We start from the raw sequence: 18,940 nt of genomic DNA, 5'->3' as shown, positions 1-18,940 counted from the left end.
GCATGCGGGGAACAGCTCGCGCTAGGTATTTTCGCTATCATCAACGCCGGTTCATCCCCGCGCATGCGGGGAACAGTCCACAAGCCGCTCAATCGCTGCGGCCCTGGCCGGTTCATCCCCGCGCATGCGGGGAACAGACTTGTTGCAGTTTGTTGATCCACCAGCAAAAATTCAATCAGCCGCAAGGCACCGATCATTTCAGGGACTTCGGCGGGTAGAACGACACCAGCTTCAGGCCGTCGAAATCGACAGGCATCCTGCGGTTCTTGCCCGTGGTGGCGAAGTCGTAGCCCTGGTCGTTCGGGGCGCTCCAGATCATCACGGCGTCGCCCTGGTCAATGCCGCCGGTGACTTGCGACCAGATCATCTCGCGCGTGCGGGCGGAATAGTCGCCGACATAGACGCCCGCGCGGACCTCGACCAGCCAGGCGGCAAGGCGGCCCCGCAGGCGCGGCGGGGCGTTCGTCACCACGACCACGATCATCCGCGATGCCCGTCGTCGCCTGATCGGTCCTCGTCGAAGGCCGGGCCGATGGAATCGGCGGGCGGCTCGGGGCGGGGAAGCTCTCCGGCTTCCAGAACCTCCTCGATCCGAGGGATGATCTTGCCCAGAAGGCCGGTCCTGCGGAAGGCGTCGCGGCAGGCCAGGCGGACAGCCCGGTCGGGCGCCATGTCCAGCTTGCCGCGCGCGGCGAGGCCCGCGATGCGGAACGCCTCGGGGACGACGGTGTCGATCTTCCACAGGTCGGCGATGTCATACACGAAGGACAGGGGCTTGCCGCTGTGCAGGAAGCCGATGGCCGGGGCGTATCCTGCGGCCAGAACGGCGGCCTCGGTCAGGCCGTGCAGGCAGGCGGTCGCGGCGGACAGGCAGCGGTTGGGGATGTCGCCGGCCTCCCAGTCACGAGGGTCATAGCTGCGGCGGGTCCAGGCGACGCCATGGGCCTGCGCCAGAAGCTCGTAGGATTTGCGCACGCGCACGCCCTCGATCCCGCGAAGCTGGTCGATGGACCGGCGCTGCGGCGCGTCCTCGTTGAAGCGCAGGGCATACATCTTGCGCACGATCCGCAACCGGGCGGCATCGTCCAGCGCAAGGCGGGCCTGCCACAGCAGCCGGTCGGCCCGCGCCCCGCCCGGCTGGCCCGCCGAATAAAGCCGCACGCCCGTCTCGCCCACCCAGGTGATCAGGGTGCCGGTCCGCGCGGCCAATGCGATCGCCGCATGAGAGATGCGGGCGCCGGGTTCCAGCATCACCCCGGCCAGGCCGCCCACCGGGATCTGCGTCCGGGTGCCGTCGGCATTGACGGCCACGAAGGCGCCGTCGGCCACATCCAGTTGCGCGCGTTCCACGAAGACCAGGGACGAGCGGTCCTTGATCGGGATGGGCCGTGGCGGCGGCAGGCCCGGCATGCTCATGCGGGGCGCGCCCGGCGGATCATCATCAATCCGTGGCCGAAGGACTTCGCCCGCCCGAACCCCTGGGCCATGCGGTCCAGAAACAGCGCGGGATCGTCAAGGCGGATCACCCCCGACAGATCCAGGATGCCGAACTGCGGCTGGCCCCGGCGCGGGCCGCGATGATGGGGCAGCGCGACCACGGAATAATCCGCAACCTCGGCGCGTTCGATGGCGAAGCCGGCGCGGGCGCCCTGCCCTTCCAGCCAGGCGCGGCCCGCGGTTTCGGCGGCGGCCATGCGCGCCTCGGCCCGCGCGCCCTTGGGCAGGTCGCGGATGGCGTGCATGACCACGTCGTCATGCTTGCGCCGGTCGTTGCCCGATGCGGTCGTCTCGCCGGTCTTGCGGGTGCGGGTGGCGTTGGCGCGCAGCACGAAGTCCAGCCGGTCGCCGGGGGCAAGGGCCGGGGCGAACGCCTTGACCTCGGGCGGATCGAAGAAGGGCGAATCCGCCGGGCGGCGGCGCGACAGGACGAAGAAGCGGCCGTTCCCCTCGGCCCGCCACAGGAAATCGCGCGGGGCGTCGGGATCGCCGGCGAAGGCCGACCACAGCAGGCGGTGATGGGCGTCCTGCGCGCGGCCGCGTTCCTGGGGGTCGATCAGGCGCTTCAAGGCATCGACCGAGGGGGCGCGCGACAGCGTCAGGCGCGACAGATACAGGCTCATGCGGACCTCGGCAGGTGGGTGACATGGACCTCGCGGCTGGCGAAGTGCCACAGGCTGCGGTCCAGCGGCACGTCGTTGCGCCGCTCGACCTGGGCAGCGGGGGATGGCGCGTCCGAATAGATCGCGAAAGCGGGCGGCGCGGGGCGGAATTCCGGCATCTGCGCGGCCTCCAAGGCGGTCGCGGCATCGTCGGCCTGAACCAGCCGGGGCGCGGGCGGGGCGGAAAGCGGGCAGGACTTGCGCCCCAGGTAAAGCGTGAAGACCGGCCGCAGCAGCGCGTCGCGAAAGGGCGCCATGTCCAGCCCCCAGACGGCGACCGAATACAGCACGCCGCAGCGGTAGTCGCGCTGCGTCAGCGTGGTGTTGACCGCCCGCCCTGCCTTTTGCAGCGCAGCGGCGCGGCTGTCGGGACGCCTGGCCGCCGCCGTGGGAACCGTCTGCACCGTGTGATAGTCGCGCAGCGGCTGGCCGATGTCGTGAACCGCCACGGCGACATGCAGGGGCGCCAGCGCCGCCTGCCCGCCCGCATCGTCGCGGCGGATGCCGCGCGCCGCCGCCAGCAGCCCCAGGATCGCCGACCGGCCCGGCCATGCCAGCGTGCCGCGCCGTTCATGCCCCGCCAGATCGCCGTTCGAGGCCAGGGCCGCCGCCAGGGTGAAGACCAGATGTTCAGGCATTCTGCCGTTCCAGCGCCGAGGCCGCGAAATCCTCGATTGCCGACAGGGTGCCCTGCCCCTTCGGCACGTCCATGGTTTCCACCGCATCCGCCGCGGGGCCATAGGCGCGGTCGATGTCGGCGGCGGTCTTTTCCAGGGCGCGGGCCGATGCGTCGAACAGATCCTCGCCCCGGACCGGCGCGAAGAAGGCCCCTGTCAGATCGCGCGGGGCGGCCTGCCCGATCTCGGCCCGGACATAGCCCGCGCGGGGCCGGTGGGCATGGCTGTTCTGCTTGCCCGAGGGCGTAGACGTGGCGATGGCGCGGACCAGCGACCGCAGCCCGCGCGCGGCCAGATCCCTGTCCCCGCCCAGGTTTTCCACAAGCAGGTCGCAATTCACGCAGGCGTAAAGGTAGTAAACGCCCGACCCGAAGCCGTGTTCGCCCAGATGGGCGCCGCCCGTGTCCTCGGGCCTTTGCAGGTCATCGACGGCGGTGAAATAGTCGTCCTCGGCCTGGGCGCGGTGGGTGGTGATCGCGTGCGAGATCTGGACGGCGGCGTCGCGGTTGAAGTCGGGATTGTCGGCCAGCATCCGCCCGAACATGGCGATGTCCACGGCGCCGTCGGCGGTGCGCAGGACGGTCCTGGCAAGTTCCTTTTCCGTCGGCAGCGCCTCGCCCGCCAGCGCCTTGTCGGCCAGTTCCAGCGCGAAGGCGCGTTCGTCGGGCGAGATGAAGGCCAGCGTCGTGCCCTGGATCGCCTCGGGGCGCTTCTTGTCCTGCGGCTCGATCTTGCCGAAGACCTTGGCGATCTCCTCGGCCTTGGCGCGGGCCTGTGCCGCATCCATGCCTCCGGCCAGCAGGCGGTCCAGCAGCGCCTTGGCCATCAGCTTCGTCCGCTGGCCCATATGCCCCGCCAGACCTTGCCGGAACGGTTCGGATACACGCAGGGCGCGCTTGATCGACTGGCTGGACAGGCGCAGCCGGGGGGCGCCGCCGACCGTGGCCTGCTTGGGTCGACCCTGGTCGTCGCGGTTCGGGTTCGACGGCGGATAGGCGGTCAGCAGGTGCAGTTGCAGAAAGGTCGTCATTGCGCAATATCCTCGGTCTTGCCTTCGGTCGCGGCACTGTCGCGTGCGGCGTTGAAATAGTCGAAATACCAGTTGCGGCGGATGTCCTCGCCCCGTTCGGGGTCGTCCCAGTTCAGCACGTCCCGGCCCAGCAGGGCGACATTGCAGCCGCCCTCGGTCAGGGCGATGGCGCGGCGCAGGGCGCGCGGCAGTTCGTCCGCCTCGGACCGGACCAGCCGTTCAAAGCGCGCCCGCGACATGACGGGCGGATCGCCGCCGCCAAGAACGCGCGCAAGGCTGCGCGGATCGTTGCGTTCGACATGCGCCAGCACCTGCACCACGCGGATCAGCCCCTTGGGCCGATGCCGCAGCCAGGGCGCGCGGGCCACCAGGTCGTGAACCTGCGGCTGGGCCAGCGCCTCCAGCGCATCCGCCCGCCTCAGCCGGGCGCGCAGGGCACGGGCGGCCGAGGTATCGTCGGCAGGCCGCAGCGCCTCGCGCCACTACCCCGACAGCGTCTTTCCGATATCGTCCGTCATGCCGCCCTTGCCTTCGCCTCCAACCCCAGTTCGCCGTAAAGCCGGGCGCCGATCTTGCCCTGCCCGCGGAACATCGCGATCAGCAGGTTCCGTTCGCGCAAGATGGTTTCCACGTCCTTGATCGGCATTCCCGCCAGTCCCGGCATCGCCGCGTCGTCGAAAAGGGCCAGTGCCGTCTTGTGCATCCCGGCCAGCCAGCGGGCCATCGTGTCGTCCTGGCCGGTTTCGCCCGCCAGCCGCTCGAACGGGCCTTGCGTGCGCAGGAAGAATTCCTCGCGCAGCGCCTCCAGCGCGGTGCCTTCGCCGACCAGCGGCTTCAGCGCGTTGCGCAGCGCGGGGGCGCAGATCTCGGCGGCGGCGATCATCCGCTGGATGCGGGTCAGCGCCTCGCCCTTCGGGATCAGCGGCTGGCGCGACAGGGTGAAATCGCGGGGCTTCATGTTGTCCATCGCCCAACCCGCGACGATGACGCTGGCGCCGTCGGTGCTGTAGGCGCGGTCGGCATATCCCGTCAGCGCAGCGGCCTGGCGGCGCAGGTCGCTGGTCGAGGCCGCGTTGATGCCAAGCCAGTTGCGATACCCAAAGGCGCCCGCGCGCGGATGCTGGGGCAGCAGTTCCGCGCCGTCCTTCACGCGGTAATGAGGCGTCAGCGGGTGTTCCCATCCTGCATAATTCGCGCCCCAGGGCTTTTGCAGGACGCCCGTGACCTGATCGCCGTCGAAGATCAGGCGCAGGCGGCGGGGCATTCCGAAAAAAGCCTCGGCCAGGTTGCCGTCCTCGGGCGGATAGACGGGATCGGGCCGGGGCGTGCCCTGCATCCAAGGCAGCGCATCCGGTCCCTGCGGGCGGCCAAGCGGGACATTCGCCCAGACCAGCGGCCACAGCCCCGGTTCGGGCGGTTCGACCAGCGTGATCATCGGCCCCCCGCCCCGCATCGAGGTGCGGTTGCCCGCGCCCCCCGCCGGGGCCTGCGATTGCAGCGTGTAAAGCGCCATCGCCGCCAGCGCGGGATCAAGGCGCGGATAGCGCCCGCGCCGCACCATCAGGTCGGCATTGTTCCGGGTGGTGTTGCCGCCCGCCGAATCGATGAACAGCATGTCGGGCGAATTGACGTCCACCTTGGCATTCGCCGTCTCGAACCGTTCGCGGTCTTGCAGAAAGCGCGGCCCATCGCCGCCCAGGTCGAAGGCGGGCGCCAAGGGCGCCAGGGCCGCGCGCAGCCGGTCGGGATCGGGCTTGCGGTCGGCCCAGTCCTCGACCTCCTCGACCGGGTCGGCCAGATGGACAAGGCCGATCAGCAGTTCCAGGCAGGCGATGTTCAGGTCGGCGCGCGGCCAGTCGGGGAACAGGACATCGGGTTCGGCGATCTGATCGGGACGGATGATCCTGCGGCCATGGGTGCAGGACACGGGAATCCAGGCGTCGGAAATGAGATTGAGGGGCAAAAAGGAACTCCGAAATACATCATTTTCCAAGGTATGGCGGAATCAAGCTAGATCGCGCAGAGGCAATCCGGCAACAGATTTCAAAGCGGCTTTCTGGATTTTCTCACCGAAAGCACCCGGCCAGGGCCTGCACTTTCCTGGCCTTTCGGGTTCGGAACAATGATCAAGAAGGCTTTGGTCCCATACCTTCCGGCCCTTGCCCAAACAGCAACCCCAAATCCCCATCATAGGCCAGCCCCTCGCAGATCCTCCCATCCTCCACCACGCACAGCGTCACCGAGGCCTTGCGCCAGTCCGGCCAGTCCTTGCTGAAACCGGCCAGTTCAGGATCCTTCTGATCCGGCAGATCCAGCCCGGCCAGCCGGGCGGCGCTGGCGGAAACCTCGCTCAGCGCCTCGGCTTCGGCCCTGGCATGGGTATCGCAGGCGTCCGCATCGCCCGACCAGAACCGCAGCCGCCCTTCCTCGCGGCGCAGCAGCAGCAGGGTCCGCGTCGGCTGCCCCAGCCGGGTCGGATATTCGGCATCGTCGGAACCGCCGCCGCCATCGCGATAGCCTTCCTCGATCCGTATCGTTGCCTGGCGCGCGTGGCTGCTGCGGGCATGGCCTTCGCCGATGGTTTCCAGTTCGGCGCGCTCCAGCGCGGGGGGCACGGGGCGGGCGTCGCGGCCATGCACGGCCTCGATCAGGGCGCGCAGGTTGCCGGGCGCGCGGAGGGCGCCCGCCTCGGCCAGGACCGCAGCGGTGCGCCATTGATCCGCCAGGGGATAGACCCAGGCACCGCGATCAAGGACGCCGTGCAGCCAGCGATCATCCGCGACTGCCGCCGGATCGGGCGAAACGACATGCAGCACCGGCGCAGGCACCGGGCGCAGGTCCGCCGGGCGCAGGTCCATGTGCCGCCACAGCCGCCCGGCCCGCTGGATCAGCGAGGCGATGGGGGCAAGGTCCGACACCATCACGTCGAAGTCCAGATCCAGCGAGGATTCCAGCACCTGCGTCCCCACCAGAACCCGCCCCTGGCGGGCCGTGCCGTCGCGGCCGAAACGGGCCATCATCCCCGCCTCGATCCGCTTGCGGTCGGCCAGCGTGAAGCGGGCGTGCAGAAGATCGGCCGCGATGCCCCGCGCCCGCAACGCGGCGACAGCAGAGATCGCGTCGTCCACGGCATTGCGCACCCAGACGCAGGCCGCACCCGCAGCGGCATGGCGGGCCAGCAGATCCAGCGCGGCATCCGCATCGGGAAGGCGGTTGACCGCGACATCGCCCTTGGTCATTTCCGGCGGGTCGAAGCTGCGCACCGATGCGCCTGCGGGGATCGACAGGCTGGGATAGGCGGGGTCGCGGTCCTCGGCAAAGGGCTGCCCGGCCCCTTCGGCAAAGGCGCGCGACAGCCGCGCCCGCAAATCCAGCGGCAGCGTCGCCGTCAGCAGAATGGCCGAGCCGCCCTGCATCGCATGAAGCCGCAGCAGGGTGGCCAGTTCATGCGCCATGTAGGGCTCGCCCAGTTCATGCGCTTCGTCCACGATCAGGATCTTGCGCGACAGGCCCCAGTTGCGCAGCGTGGCGAAGCGGGTCGGCAGCACCGCCAGCAGCGCCTGGTCGATGGTGCCGACGCCCACATCCGCCAGCAGGGCGCGCCGCCTGCTGGCCGCCAGCCAGTCGCCGCAGACGGGATCGTCCGACCCAGGGGCCGTGTTGCGCACATCCCGGAACTCGACCGACAGCCCCGCCCGGCCATGCGCCAGCGTCAGCGAGGGCGCGTCCTGGAACAAGCCGCTCACGACCTTGCGCGCGCGGCGGAACATCGCATCCGCCGTCGCCATCGTCGGCAGCGCGACATAAAGGCCCCGCCCCTTGCCCGCGCACAGCATCCGTTGCGCCAGGATGAACGCGGCCTCGGTCTTGCCGGCGCCGGTTTCGTCCTCGATGATCGCCAGCATCGGTCCGGGCGGCAATGCGATGTCGCGCGCGGCCCGCTGCATGGGGCGCAGGGCGAAATCGAACAGCGGATCGTCTTTCGGTAAGGGCGGCAACAACCCGGCGGCGCGCAGGGCATCCGGCGCGCGTTGACGGGCATCGTCGAGGTATTCGGCCAGCGTCGGGCCGGCACTTTGCGGCGCGAACCATTCCGTGTTGGAGCCGACCCAATCGGCAACCGTCGTGACCCCGGCCAGGAACCATGTCAGGGTCTTGGCCTCGTTCTGGCGCAGACCGTTCAGGCGCGCTTCGGGCCACAGATCAAGGCAGCCTTGCACGAATGCCATCGCGTCCGCGCGTGCCTCGTCACCCGCGCGGTCACGCATCCGCTTCCAATCGTGTTCCCCTGTTCGCGGGGGCTTGCCGTGATGGCCTGCAATGGCAGAAACCAGGGGGCGCAATGCCTGGAAACGGCCATCGAGCCGGTTCAGCAGCAATCTTTCGATTTCCTTGTCCAGCAGCCAGGCCTCCGTCACCTCCCAGTGTTTTCTGTCCTGGACCGTGCCGTTCAAAAGCATGTCGCGGAACACGTTTCCGATCTTGCCCAGATCGTGCAGCGCGATCAGCAGGCAGAACAGGTCGCGCCGCGGGTGATCGGCCAGCAGGACCTCGGCCACGGCAGCGACGTCCAGCATGTGATAGACTGCGGGATGCGAAGGCTGACCGGGCAGGACAGGGCTTTTCCCGGGCCAGCGTCCGATCTGCGCAACCTGCATGGCTTGCTCCTCCAACACATTGCAAAGCTTGCAACGGATGAGCCATGACGGGCAAGAACAGGCCGCAGGACAGCCGGTCCTCCAACAGGCAAGTCGATGAAGGCCTGCAGCCACGTATCGCTTGAATCGCCTGGCGTTCGATCAGTGAAACTCTCGCCCTCGGGCTGCACTGGCCCACAAGGCGCTGGATCGGATCACCTGATGGCGCGACTTGGCCAACCCACCGGACAGGCCAGCAGAAGCTGCTGCAAGAGCGTTGAGAAGAAACGATTTTCTTGATTTTGTGGCAGCCCGTAGGGGAGTCGAACCCCTCTTTTCAGGTTGAAAACCTGACGTCCTAACCGATAGACGAACGGGCCACTTGTCGACGCTGCCCGTGTTTCCCGGCGGCGTGGAGCGGTGTTTAGGCAAAGCCGCGAAGGGGCGCAAGGGGAAAAATCTGCCGTCCGAGAAAATTTTCGGCAAAGGCAGCAAACGTCCCGGGCTGCGCAAGGCCGCCCTTCTTGCAGGGGCGCGCCGGGGGCTGTAAACCCCGGCCAACGAAAGGAAACGCCATGTCGATCACCGAGGATCAGGCCCGCAAGGTCGCGCATCTGGCGCGCATCGCGGTCGATGACGCCGCCCTGCCGGCGCTTGCCCGCGAACTGAACGGCATCCTGCATTTCATGGAACAGCTGTCCGAGGTCGATGTGACCGGCGTGGAACCCATGACCGGCGTCACGCCCATGCGGCTCAAGCGGCGCGAGGATGTCGTGACCACCGGCGAGATGGCCGACAAGATCCTGTCCAACGCCCCCGATGCCCGCGAGGGCTTCTTTGCCGTCCCGAAGGTGGTGGAATGAGCGACCTGAACACCCTGACCATCGCGGACGCGCGCGACGCCCTGCGCAAGGGCGACACCACGGCCGTCGAGCTGACCGAAGCCTGCCTGACCGCCATCGAGGGGGCGGGCGCGCTGAACGCATTCGTCCACAAGACGCCCGAGATGGCGCGCGACATGGCCCGGGCCGCTGATGCCCGCATCAAGGCCGGGGACGCGGCGCCGATGACCGGGATCCCCCTGGGGATCAAGGATCTGTTCTGCGTGAAGGGCGTGCCCAGCCAGGCCGCCAGCCGGATCCTGGAAGGGTTCCGCCCGGAATACGAATCCACCGTGACGCAGAACCTGTGGAACGCGGGGGCGGTGATGCTGGGCAAGCTGAACCAGGACGAATTCGCCATGGGTTCGGCCAACGAATCCAGCTGCTATGGCGCGGCGGTGAACCCCTGGAAGGTCGATGACCGGCAGCTGACGCCGGGCGGTTCCTCGGGCGGGTCGGCGGCGGCGGTGGCGGCGGACCTGTGCCTGGCGGCGACCGGGACCGATACCGGCGGGTCGATCCGCCAGCCCGCGGCCTTCACCGGCATCGTGGGGCTGAAGCCCACCTATGGCCGGGTCAGTCGCTGGGGGGTGATCGCCTATGCGTCCAGCCTGGACCAGGCCGGGCCGATGACCAAGACGGTGCGCGACGCGGCGATCATGCTGGGGGCGATGGCCTCCGTCGATCCGCAGGATTCGACCAGCGCCGACGTGGCCGTGCCGGATTACGAATCCCTGCTGACCGGCGACATCCGGGGCAAGCGCATCGGCATCCCGCGCGAATACCGCGACGGCCTGCCGCCCGAGATCGAGGCGCTGTGGGACAAGGGCGCGGCCATGCTGCGCGATGCAGGCGCCCAGATCGTCGACATCAGCCTGCCGCACACGAAATACGCCCTGCCCGCCTATTACGTGATCGCGCCGGCCGAGGCCTCGTCGAACCTCGCGCGCTATGACGGGGTGCGCTATGGCCGCCGCGCCAAGCTGGGCCAGGGCGACGGCATCACCGAGATGTATGAAAAGACCCGCGCCGAAGGCTTTGGCCCCGAGGTGCAGCGCCGGGTGATGATCGGCACCTATGTGCTGTCGGCGGGCTTCTATGACGCCTATTACAACCGCGCCCGCAAGGTCCGCGCGCTGATCAAGCGCGACTTCGACAATGCCTTCGCCGAGGGCATCGACGCGATCCTGGCGCCGACGACTCCGTCCGCGGCCTTCGGCCTGGGGGCCATGGACAGCAGCGATCCGGTGCAGATGTATCTGAACGACGTGTTCACGGTGACGCTGAACCTGGTCGGCCTGCCGGGCATCGCGGTTCCCGTGGGCCAGGACCGGCAGGGCCTGCCCCTGGGCCTGCAACTGTTCGGCCGCCCGTTCGAGGAAGGCGAATTGCTCAACCACGCGCTTGTCCTTGAACGCGCTGCAGGATTTGTGGCAAAGCCGGATCGCTGGTGGTAGGCTTGGCCCGGTGGCAGGTCATGGAGGCACGATGCGCGGCTGTCTGATCCTTTCGGTGCTGGCGCTTGCCGGCTGTGGCGAACATCTGGGCTGGAACCCGAACTACAATTTCGCGCCCACCCGCTATGGCGAATATCGCGCCGCACGCGAGGCAGCCCTGGTGACCAACGCCGAATCGCCCAAGACCATTCCGGTCGCGCGGCCCTTTTATGCCCCGACCGGCGCCGACATCGCCGGACGCAGCCCGGTGCCGGTCCCGCCCACCATGGGCGTGAACCGCGTGCGGGTGGTGAAGAAGGTGCAGCCCGCATCCACACGGCCTGTTGCAGTCCCGGTGGTCCGGGGACAGGCGGCTCCGGTCCGGGCGGTGCCCGTCCAGGCGGTTCCGGTCCAGACCACCGCCCCCGCGCGCGTTGTGCGCGATTCGAACGCGCCGATCGTGATCGTGCCCCCTTCGATGCGCGCGGGCGACCAGCCGCCGCTGTGACCGGGGATTTCCCCAGTCCCAACCATGGCGACCGCCGGGGCCAGCGCCCCGAACTGGTCGTCCTGCATTACACCGGCATGGCCGACACCGCCGAGGCGCGCGCGCGCCTGTGCGATCCCGTGGCCGAGGTCAGCGCCCATTGGCTGATCCACGAGGATGGCCGTCTTGATCCCCTGGTGCCCGAGGATCGCCGTGCCTGGCACGCGGGCGCGGGGTCGTGGCAGGACTGCTGCGACGTGAACTCCCGCTCCATCGGGATCGAGATCGCCAATCCCGGCGACCGCCCCTTCCCGGTCCGGCAGATGGATGCGCTGGTGGCCCTGCTGCGCGACATCATGGCGCGCTGGCGCATCGGACCTGCGGGCGTGATCGGCCATTCGGACATGGCGCCGGGCCGCAAGATCGACCCCGGCCCGCGCTTCGACTGGCAGCGCTTGGCCCGCGAGGGGCTGGCGCTGGCCGGCGGCACGGGCGCGGACGCGGATCTTCAGACCAGCCTGACCCGCATCGGCTATCCGCCCGTGGACCCGGCCACCCGTCTTGCGGCCTTCCGCCTGCGCTTCCGCCCCTGGGCGCAAGGCCCCGAGACCGAGGCCGACCGCCGCACCGCCGCCTTTGTGGCCTATTCGGCGGCGACGGGTTCCAGGTAACGCTCCAGCCCCGCGCGGATGTCGTCGGGCCAGGGCGTGGACTTGTGGTTTTCCAGCGAGGTCAGGACGATCTTCTGGCGGATGGTCCAGATCACGTCCGGGCCGACCGTCACCACCGTTTCCAGATCCAGCGAGGACCGGCCCACGTTGCGCACATGCACGTTGAAGGTCAGCACGTCGCCATAGACGGCGGGCTTGGTGAACAGGATGTTCATCGACAAGGTGGGCAGGCCCAGCTTGCGCTCGAACATGATTTCCTTCCAGGTGACGCCGAAGGACGCGAACATCGCCTCGTTCACATCGACCAGCATCGACAGATAGGCCGGGTGATAGGCGATCCCGGTCAGGTCGCAATCGCCAAAGCGCAGCGGCTTGGAAAGGGTAAAGGGCATGAGGCGGTCCTTTGCGGGCGGCTGCGGCGTTCGCAAGCGCCGTTTGGTTTACGCTTGAAGCATATCGCCCCCGCATCTTCTGTCAACAACCGCCACCTTGCGAAGAATGATCTTGACAGACTCGGGGCAGTATAATTTCATACCTAAAATACTTGCCGCCGGTCGCATCGACACAAGGAAGCCTGGACATGAAGATCGCCGTTCTTGGGGCTGGCCCTGCCGGCCTTTACTTCGCCATCTCGATGAAGCTGCGGGATGCCAGCCACGACATCACCATCTATGAACGCAACCGGCCCGACGACACCTTCGGCTGGGGCGTGGTGCTGTCGGACGAGACGATGAACAACTTCGCCGGCAACGATCCCGTCAGCGAAACGATGATCCGCGACAGCTTCGCCTATTGGGACGACGTGAAGGTCGTGCGGGGCGAGGAAAGCATGACCTCGGGCGGGCACGGCTTCGCGGGGATCGGGCGAATGAAGCTGCTGCTGCTTCTGCAACAGCGCGCCCGCGACCTTGGGGTGGAACTGCGCTTCCAGACGGATCTGGACCAGGCGGCCATCGAGGCGCTGCGGGCCTCGCACGATCTGGTGGTGGCCGCCGATGGGCTGAACTCGCGCACGCGCCAGACCTATGCCGACCGCTTCGGCGCGCAGATAGACATGCGGCGCAACCATTTCGTCTGGCTGGGCACCCGGCAGAAATTCGACGACGCCTTCACCTTCATCTTCGAAAAGACCGAACACGGCTGGATCTGGGCCCACGCCTATCAGTTCGACGCCGACACCGCGACCTTCATCGTCGAATGCGGGCCCGAGACGTTTGACGCCTTCGGCTTCGCCAACCTGTCCCAGGCCGACAGCATGGCGCTGTGCGAGCGTATCTTCGCCCGCCACCTGGGCGGCCACAGCCTGATGTCGAACGCCAACCACATCCGCGGCTCTGCCTGGATCCGCTTTCCGCGCGTCACCTGCGAGAACTGGTATTTCGACAATGTGGTGCTCTTGGGCGATGCCTCGGCCACCGCGCATTTCTCGATCGGCTCGGGCACCAAGCTGGGCATGGAAAGCGCCATCGCCCTGGCGGATGAGCTGAACGCGGGCAAGCCGCTGGACCGGGCGCTGGCCGATTACCAGGCCGAACGACAGTTGCAGGTGCTGCGCGTCACCTCGGCCGCGCGCAACTCGACCGAGTGGTTCGAGGAGGTCGAGCGGTATCTGGACCTGGACCTGACCCAGTTCACCTATTCCCTGCTGACCCGCAGCCAGCGGATCGGGCATGAAAACCTGCGCCTGCGCGATCCCGAATGGTTGGCCGGGGCCGAGGCCTGGTTCCAGGCCAAGGCGGGCAGCCAGTCCACCCGCCGCCCGATGTTCGCGCCCTTCCAGTTGCGCGACATGCGGCTGACGAACCGCGTCGTCGTCTCGCCCATGGCGCAGTACAAGGCGAAGGACGGCCACCCGACCGACTGGCATTTCGTCCATTACGCCGAACGCGCCAAGGGCGGCGCCGGGCTGGTCTTCACGGAAATGCTGTGTGTTTCGCCGGAAGGCCGGATCACGCCGGGCTGCCCCTGCATCGGCCCGGACCAGGAAGCCGCGTGGCGCCGCCTGACCGATTTCGTCCATGCCGAAACGGATGCGAAGATCTGCGCCCAGATCGGCCATGCGGGGCGCAAGGGATCGACCCGGCTGGCCTGGGAAGGGATCGACAAGCCGCTGACCGAGGGGAACTGGCCGCTGATGGCGGCATCGGCCCTGCCCTATCTGCCGGAAAGCCAGACGCCGAAGGCCATGGACCGCGCCGACATGGACGCCGTCAAGGCGCAGTTCGTGGCCGCCGTGGAAACCGCCGACCGCGCGGGCTTCGACATGGTGGAAATGCACGCGGCGCACGGCTATCTGCTGGCCTCGTTCATCTCGCCCGTCACGAACCGGCGGACGGACGAATACGGCGGCAGCCTGGAAAACCGCCTGCGCTTCCCGCTGGAGGTCTTTGCCGCCATGCGCGCCGCCTGGCCGCAGGGCAAGCCGATGACGGTGCGCATCTCGGCCCATGACTGGGTGGATGGCGGCGTGACGCCCGCTGATGCCGTGCAGGTCGCCCGCGCCTTCCACGATGCAGGGGCCGATGCGATCAACGTGTCCTCGGGCCAGACGGACAAGGCGGAACAGCCGGTCTATGGCCGCATGTTCCAGGCGCCCTTCAGCGACCGCATCCGCAACGACCTGGGCGTGCCCACGCTGGTCGCGGGCAACATCTATGAACCCGATCACGTCAATTCCATCCTGATGGCAGGGCGCGTGGATCTGGTGCTGCTGGCCCGCCCGCATCTGGCCGACCCCTATTGGACGCTGCACGCGGCGGTGGAACTGGGCGATACCGAACAGGCCTGGCCCGCGCCCTATGAAGGCGGGCGGCGGCAGGCCAACACGCTGACCGAACGCGCAAGGGCGGTGGCATGACGCTGGCGGGGCGCAGGGTGCTGGTCACGGGCGGCGGATCCGGCGTGGGCGCGGTCATCGCGCGCAGGCTGGCGGATGCGGGGGCCGAGGTCACCGTCTGCGGCCGCCGTCCCATCGACCCGCCCCCCGGCATCCGCGCGCAGGTCTGCGACATCACGGACGAATCCGCCGTGCAGGCGCTGTTCGCCACCGGCCCCTTCGACATCGTGGTGGCGAATGCCGGGGCGTCCGACAGCGCGCCCCTGGCCCGCACCACGCTGGACCAGTTCCGCGCCATGATCGACGTGAACCTGACCGGCAGCTTCCTGACCATCCGCGAAGCCTTGCGGACCATGGGGGGCGATTGGGGCCGGGTGATCGCCATCGCCTCGACCGCGAGCCTCAAGGGCTACGCCTATGTCGCGCCCTATGCGGCGGCCAAGCACGGCGTCCTGGGCCTCGTCCGGTCAGCGGCGCTGGAGGTGGCGCGCAAGGGCATCACCGTCAACGCGATCTGCCCCGGCTTTCTGGACACCGAGATGACGCAGCGGTCCATCGACACCATCGTCGCCAAGACCGGGCGCAGCCCCGATGAAGCCCGTGCCTCGCTGGCCGCGACCAATCCCATGAACCGCCTGGTCCCCCCCGAAGACGTGGCCGAGGCGGTGCTGTGGCTCTGCGCGCCCGGATCGGCGATGGTCACGGGCCAGGCAATTTCCATCTCTGGCGGAGAAACATGATGAACCTGCAAAATCCCCCCACCTCTCCGCATTCCTTCCTGAACCCCGAAGGCTGGGTGCAGGCCAAAGGCTATGCGAACGGCGTGCTGGCCGAAGGCAAGGTCGTCTATACCGGCGGGCTGATCGGCTGGAACGGCCAGCAGCAGTTCGAGCATATGGATCTGGTGGGCCAGTTCGAGCAGACGCTGCGAAACATCGTGGCCGTCTTGGACACGGCGGGCGCGCGGCCTGAACATCTGGTGCGCCTGACCTGGTACATCACCGACAAGGCGGAATACCTGTCGAACCTCAAGCAGATCGGCGCCGCCTATCGCCGCGTGATCGGCCGCCATTTCCCGGCCATGGCCGTGGTGCAGGTCGTGGCCCTGATGGAGGACGCCGCCAAAATCGAGATCGAGGCGACGGCGGTGATCCCCCATGACTGACTGGCCTGCATCCGACGACCGCCCGGTCATCCTGACCGTCGCCCGCCCCGCCGACGCGGCGACAGGCCACACCGTCTTTGGCGGCTGGATCATGGGACAGTTCGACCATGCCGCAGGCCGCGCCGGGCGCGCCGTGGCGGGCGCCTGCCTGATCCGCGCCGTGCAGGAGATGGTGTTCCACGCGCCCCTGACCGTGGGGTCGGACTTCGCCGTCTTTGCGCGCGAAGCGGGACGGGGCCGAACCTCGTTCACGCTGGAGCTGGCGGGCATCGCGGACCCGGACGGCGCGCGCACCCCCATTGCCACGGCACGCTTCATCATGGCGGCCGTCGACGACGCGGGCAGTCCCCGCGCGCTGGCCGCCTGACATTCACAACCAAGGAGGAGAAAACATGGAAAAGGTCGTCCCCGTCGTCACCCGCGCAGGCGAGCTTGGCGAACAGACCGCCCAGTCGGGCGATTGCGTGCGCAAGTCGGGCGTCAGCCCGCAGCACACGCCTGCCACGAAAATCTGGTTCGGGCGGGTTTCCAACGAACCCGGCCACCGCTCGCCCCCGCATCACCACGAGCATTGCGAGACCGGCGGCTATGTCCTGAAAGGCCACGGCCGCATCTATTTCGGCGAGGATTACCAGGAATTCGTGGACATGTATGAAGGCGATTTCGTCTTCGTGCCGCCCTTCATGAAGCATGTCGAGGTGAACATGAGCACCACCGACGAGCTGGTCTGGCTGACCTGCCGCACGCCCGACAACCTGGTCACGAACTTCGACGACGTGCCGGACAGCCAGCTTCAGGGCTATCGCCGCGCGTAAGGACCGATCATGAAACTTCTTCGCTACGGCGCCCCCGGCGCCGAAAAGCCCGGCCTGCTGGATGCGGATGGCGGAGTCCGCGACCTGTCGGCCCACGTCGTCGACATCGCGGGCGCTGCCCTGTCGCCCGAGGGGCTGGCCCGCCTCGCCGCGCTGGACCCTGCCGATCTGCCGCTGGTCCGGCCGGAACGCCTTGGCCCGCCGGTCGCGGGGGTGGGCAAGTTCCTCTGCGTCGGTCTCAACTATGCCGACCACGCGCGCGAGACCGGCAAGGAGCCCCCGGCGGAACCCGTGCTGTTCGCCAAGGCCGTCAGCGCCATCTGCGGGCCGAACGACGACGTGGAAATCCCGCGCGGCTCGGACCGCACCGATTGGGAGGTCGAACTTGGCATCGTCATCGGCACCCGCGCGAAATACGTCGATGAAGCGCGGGCGCTGGATCATGTCGCGGGCTATCTGCTGGTCAACGATGTCAGCGAACGCCGCTTCCAGTCCGAACGCGGCGGGCAGTGGACCAAGGGGAAAAGCCACGACACCTTCGGCCCGATCGGCCCCTGGCTGGTCACCAGGGACGAGATCGCGGATGTCCAGGCCATCGACCTGTGGCTGGACGTGGACGGCCAGCGCCGCCAGACCGGCAACACGCGCACGATGATCTTTGGCGTGGCGCATCTGGTCAGCTATATCAGCCAGTTCATGACGCTGCTGCCCGGCGACATCATCGCCACCGGCACGCCGCCGGGCGTGGGCCTCGGCATGACGCCGCCCACCTTCCTGCGCGAAGGCCAGGTCGTCACCCTGGGCGCGGCGGGCCTTGGGCAGCAACGTCAGCGGATGGTGCAGGCATGAACGCGCAAGAGAAACTGCGGGCCATGTCGGATCTCTCCGGCAAGACCGCCATCGTCACCGGCGGCGGCCGCGGCCAGGGCGCCGCCCACGCCGAACTGCTGGTGGCCGCAGGCGCCCATGTCCTGATCTGCGACGTGCTGGAGGCCGAGGGCGAGGCCCAGGCCGAACGCCTGGGCGACAAGGCCCGCTTCCTGCGCCTGGACGTGACGGAGGCCGAGGCCTGGGACGGCGCGGTCAAGACGGCGCTGGACTGGACCGGGCGGCTGGACGTGCTGGTGAACAACGCGGGCATCATCAACCGCAAGATCATCCGCGACATGACGCCCGACGAATGGCGCCGCGTGATCGACGTGAACCTGACCGGCGCCTTTCTGGGCATCCGCGCCGCCGCCCCGGCGATGCGCCAAGGGGGCAGCATCGTCAACATCTCGTCGAACAGCGCGTTCTCGGGGCATTACGACCCGGCCTATACGGCCAGCAAATGGGCGCTGCGCGGGCTGACGCGGACGGCGGCGATGGAATATGCCGAAAGCGGCATCCGCGTGAACGCCATCTGCCCCGGCCTGATCGTGACGGATCTGAACCGCAACTCGCCCCATCTGGGGCCGATGATCGGCATCACCCCCATGGCGCGGGCGGGCGAGGCCGACGAGGTCGCGCAACTGGTGCTGTTCCTGGCCTCCGAGGCATCCGCCTTCATCACAGGCGAGGATTTCGTGATCGACGGCGGCTTCACCGCAGGCGCCGCCTATCGCCGCGTCGCCCGCGAGACAGGGATCCTGTGACGCAAAGGCCCGCCGTCAGCGGCGGGCCCTTACCGATGCGCCTTGTGGCGAATATCCAGCATGATCGAGATGCCGCGCGCCGCGTCCGCCTCGGTCACATCGGCCAACAGTTCGTCGATCCATTCCAGGTGGCGCGCCGTCATCTCGCGCATCAGGGTCGCGCCCGTGTCAGTGATGCGGACCCGGAAGGCGCGGCGGTCGCTTTCCATCGTCTCGCGTTCGGCCAGCCCGTCGGCGACCAGCCGGTCCACGATCCCGGTGACATTGCCGTTCGACACCATCAACTGCTGCGACAGTTCCGTCATGCGCAACCCGTCCGGCGCGGCCAGCAGCGCGGCCAGCACGTCGAAACGCGGCAGGGTCATGTCGTATCCCTGGCGCAACCGCTCTCGCAGGTCGTTTTCCACATGGCGCACGGCCTTCAGCATCTGCAGCCACAGCCGCAGGCGCTGGCGCGCGGCGCCCGTGTCGCCCTGCGCGTAAAGGGCCGTATCCATCTGTTCCGGTTCCAC

General features: G+C 68.3%; 22 protein-coding genes, 1 tRNA gene and 1 CRISPR repeat array (1 of these 24 running past the window's edge). Of the genes, 12 read left to right on the top strand and 11 right to left on the bottom strand.

The window, feature by feature from the left end; all coding sequences use genetic code 11:
• Positions 1–137: direct repeats of the CRISPR family, unit length 29 nt; unit sequence CGGTTCATCCCCGCGCATGCGGGGAACAG; it reaches 1,600 nt to the left of the window's first position.
• Positions 138–193: 56 nt separating this feature from the next.
• The 9 genes from cas2e to JX613_RS10425 form a co-directional block, all read right to left on the bottom strand.
• Positions 194–484 (bottom strand): type I-E CRISPR-associated endoribonuclease Cas2e, encoded by a 291-nt coding sequence (gene cas2e / locus JX613_RS10465; protein ID WP_207101403.1) that lies wholly within the window; start codon positions 482–484, stop codon positions 194–196.
• Positions 481–1,416 carry a type I-E CRISPR-associated endonuclease Cas1e gene (gene cas1e / locus JX613_RS10460; protein ID WP_207101402.1) on the bottom strand — a complete coding sequence of 312 codons (936 nt, stop codon included), beginning with the start codon at positions 1,414–1,416 and terminating at the stop codon, positions 481–483. Before cas1e ends, cas2e begins: the two co-directional genes overlap by 4 nt.
• Positions 1,413–2,120: a type I-E CRISPR-associated protein Cas6/Cse3/CasE gene (cas6e, locus tag JX613_RS10455; RefSeq protein ID WP_207101401.1), complete on the bottom strand. Its 708-nt coding sequence runs from the start codon at positions 2,118–2,120 to the stop codon at positions 1,413–1,415. The genes cas1e and cas6e overlap by 4 nt, the downstream gene beginning before the upstream one ends.
• Positions 2,117–2,797, bottom strand: coding sequence for a type I-E CRISPR-associated protein Cas5/CasD (gene cas5e / locus JX613_RS10450; RefSeq protein ID WP_207101400.1), 681 nt, complete (start codon positions 2,795–2,797; stop codon positions 2,117–2,119). The genes cas6e and cas5e overlap by 4 nt, the downstream gene beginning before the upstream one ends.
• Entirely contained in the window at positions 2,790–3,866 is a 1,077-nt protein-coding gene (gene cas7e / locus JX613_RS10445; RefSeq protein WP_207101399.1) for a type I-E CRISPR-associated protein Cas7/Cse4/CasC, read from the bottom strand. The genes cas5e and cas7e overlap by 8 nt, the downstream gene beginning before the upstream one ends.
• On the bottom strand, positions 3,863–4,336 hold the full coding sequence (casB, locus tag JX613_RS10440; protein ID WP_207101428.1) for a type I-E CRISPR-associated protein Cse2/CasB: 474 nt from the start codon (positions 4,334–4,336) through the stop codon (positions 3,863–3,865). The genes cas7e and casB overlap by 4 nt, the downstream gene beginning before the upstream one ends.
• A gap of 44 nt (positions 4,337–4,380) precedes the next feature.
• On the bottom strand, positions 4,381–5,829 hold the full coding sequence (gene casA, locus JX613_RS10435) for a type I-E CRISPR-associated protein Cse1/CasA (RefSeq protein ID WP_237168496.1): 1,449 nt from the start codon (positions 5,827–5,829) through the stop codon (positions 4,381–4,383).
• A gap of 163 nt (positions 5,830–5,992) precedes the next feature.
• Positions 5,993–8,524: a CRISPR-associated helicase Cas3' gene (cas3, locus tag JX613_RS10430; protein ID WP_207101397.1), complete on the bottom strand. Its 2,532-nt coding sequence runs from the start codon at positions 8,522–8,524 to the stop codon at positions 5,993–5,995.
• 284 nt (positions 8,525–8,808) lie between these two features.
• Positions 8,809–8,883, bottom strand: a tRNA-Glu gene (locus JX613_RS10425).
• A gap of 2 nt (positions 8,884–8,885) precedes the next feature.
• Here JX613_RS10425 and JX613_RS10420 point away from each other — a divergent pair.
• Genes JX613_RS10420 through JX613_RS10400 form a run of 5 tightly spaced genes read left to right on the top strand, consistent with a single transcriptional unit; the run spans position 8,886 to position 11,978 of the window.
• Complete coding sequence (locus JX613_RS10420) at positions 8,886–9,053, top strand: hypothetical protein (RefSeq protein ID WP_207101396.1); 168 nt, start codon at positions 8,886–8,888, stop codon at positions 9,051–9,053.
• Positions 9,054–9,078: 25 nt separating this feature from the next.
• Positions 9,079–9,366 (top strand): Asp-tRNA(Asn)/Glu-tRNA(Gln) amidotransferase subunit GatC, encoded by a 288-nt coding sequence (gene gatC, locus JX613_RS10415; RefSeq protein ID WP_207101395.1) that lies wholly within the window; start codon positions 9,079–9,081, stop codon positions 9,364–9,366.
• Complete coding sequence (gene gatA / locus JX613_RS10410; RefSeq protein ID WP_207101394.1) at positions 9,363–10,841, top strand: Asp-tRNA(Asn)/Glu-tRNA(Gln) amidotransferase subunit GatA; 1,479 nt, start codon at positions 9,363–9,365, stop codon at positions 10,839–10,841. Before gatC ends, gatA begins: the two co-directional genes overlap by 4 nt.
• A gap of 31 nt (positions 10,842–10,872) precedes the next feature.
• A complete protein-coding gene (locus JX613_RS10405; RefSeq protein WP_207101393.1) occupies positions 10,873–11,328 on the top strand; it encodes a hypothetical protein in 456 nt (151 codons plus the stop codon).
• Positions 11,325–11,978, top strand: coding sequence for an N-acetylmuramoyl-L-alanine amidase (locus tag JX613_RS10400; protein ID WP_336512291.1), 654 nt, complete (start codon positions 11,325–11,327; stop codon positions 11,976–11,978). The genes JX613_RS10405 and JX613_RS10400 overlap by 4 nt, the downstream gene beginning before the upstream one ends.
• On the opposite strand, the gene JX613_RS10395 is transcribed toward JX613_RS10400, so the two are convergent.
• The gene (locus JX613_RS10395) at positions 11,951–12,370 is read right to left on the bottom strand and encodes an acyl-CoA thioesterase (RefSeq protein WP_207101392.1); all 420 of its coding nucleotides are present in this window, start codon (positions 12,368–12,370) and stop codon (positions 11,951–11,953) included. The genes JX613_RS10400 and JX613_RS10395 overlap by 28 nt on opposite strands.
• 188 nt (positions 12,371–12,558) lie before the next feature.
• On the opposite strand from JX613_RS10395, the gene JX613_RS10390 reads away from it, so the two are divergent.
• From JX613_RS10390 to JX613_RS10360, 7 genes are read left to right on the top strand one after another with little or no spacing between them, the layout of a single operon-like run.
• A complete protein-coding gene (locus JX613_RS10390; RefSeq protein ID WP_207101391.1) occupies positions 12,559–14,835 on the top strand; it encodes a bifunctional salicylyl-CoA 5-hydroxylase/oxidoreductase in 2,277 nt (758 codons plus the stop codon).
• Entirely contained in the window at positions 14,832–15,554 is a 723-nt protein-coding gene (locus JX613_RS10385; protein ID WP_207101390.1) for an SDR family NAD(P)-dependent oxidoreductase, read from the top strand. Before JX613_RS10390 ends, JX613_RS10385 begins: the two co-directional genes overlap by 4 nt.
• A complete protein-coding gene (locus JX613_RS10380) occupies positions 15,551–15,979 on the top strand; it encodes a RidA family protein (protein WP_237168494.1) in 429 nt (142 codons plus the stop codon). Before JX613_RS10385 ends, JX613_RS10380 begins: the two co-directional genes overlap by 4 nt.
• Positions 15,972–16,346, top strand: coding sequence for a hotdog domain-containing protein (locus JX613_RS10375; protein WP_207101389.1), 375 nt, complete (start codon positions 15,972–15,974; stop codon positions 16,344–16,346). The genes JX613_RS10380 and JX613_RS10375 overlap by 8 nt, the downstream gene beginning before the upstream one ends.
• A gap of 25 nt (positions 16,347–16,371) precedes the next feature.
• Positions 16,372–16,794, top strand: a complete 423-nt coding sequence (locus JX613_RS10370; protein WP_207101388.1) for a cupin domain-containing protein — start codon at positions 16,372–16,374, stop codon at positions 16,792–16,794.
• A gap of 9 nt (positions 16,795–16,803) precedes the next feature.
• Positions 16,804–17,643, top strand: a complete 840-nt coding sequence (locus tag JX613_RS10365; protein ID WP_207101387.1) for a fumarylacetoacetate hydrolase family protein — start codon at positions 16,804–16,806, stop codon at positions 17,641–17,643.
• On the top strand, positions 17,640–18,428 hold the full coding sequence (locus JX613_RS10360; protein ID WP_207101386.1) for an SDR family NAD(P)-dependent oxidoreductase: 789 nt from the start codon (positions 17,640–17,642) through the stop codon (positions 18,426–18,428). Before JX613_RS10365 ends, JX613_RS10360 begins: the two co-directional genes overlap by 4 nt.
• Before the next feature lie 29 nt (positions 18,429–18,457).
• Here the strand turns inward: JX613_RS10360 and JX613_RS10355 are convergent, their stop codons facing one another.
• Entirely contained in the window at positions 18,458–18,940 is a 483-nt protein-coding gene (locus JX613_RS10355) for a MarR family winged helix-turn-helix transcriptional regulator (RefSeq protein WP_419538829.1), read from the bottom strand.

Origin of the sequence: Paracoccus shandongensis (genome assembly GCF_017315735.1) — a bacterium.
In the GTDB taxonomy this organism is placed as follows: domain Bacteria; phylum Pseudomonadota; class Alphaproteobacteria; order Rhodobacterales; family Rhodobacteraceae; genus Paracoccus; species Paracoccus shandongensis.
Note: the sequence above shows the minus strand (reverse complement) of the source record. Positions and strands in the feature narration are given on the sequence as shown.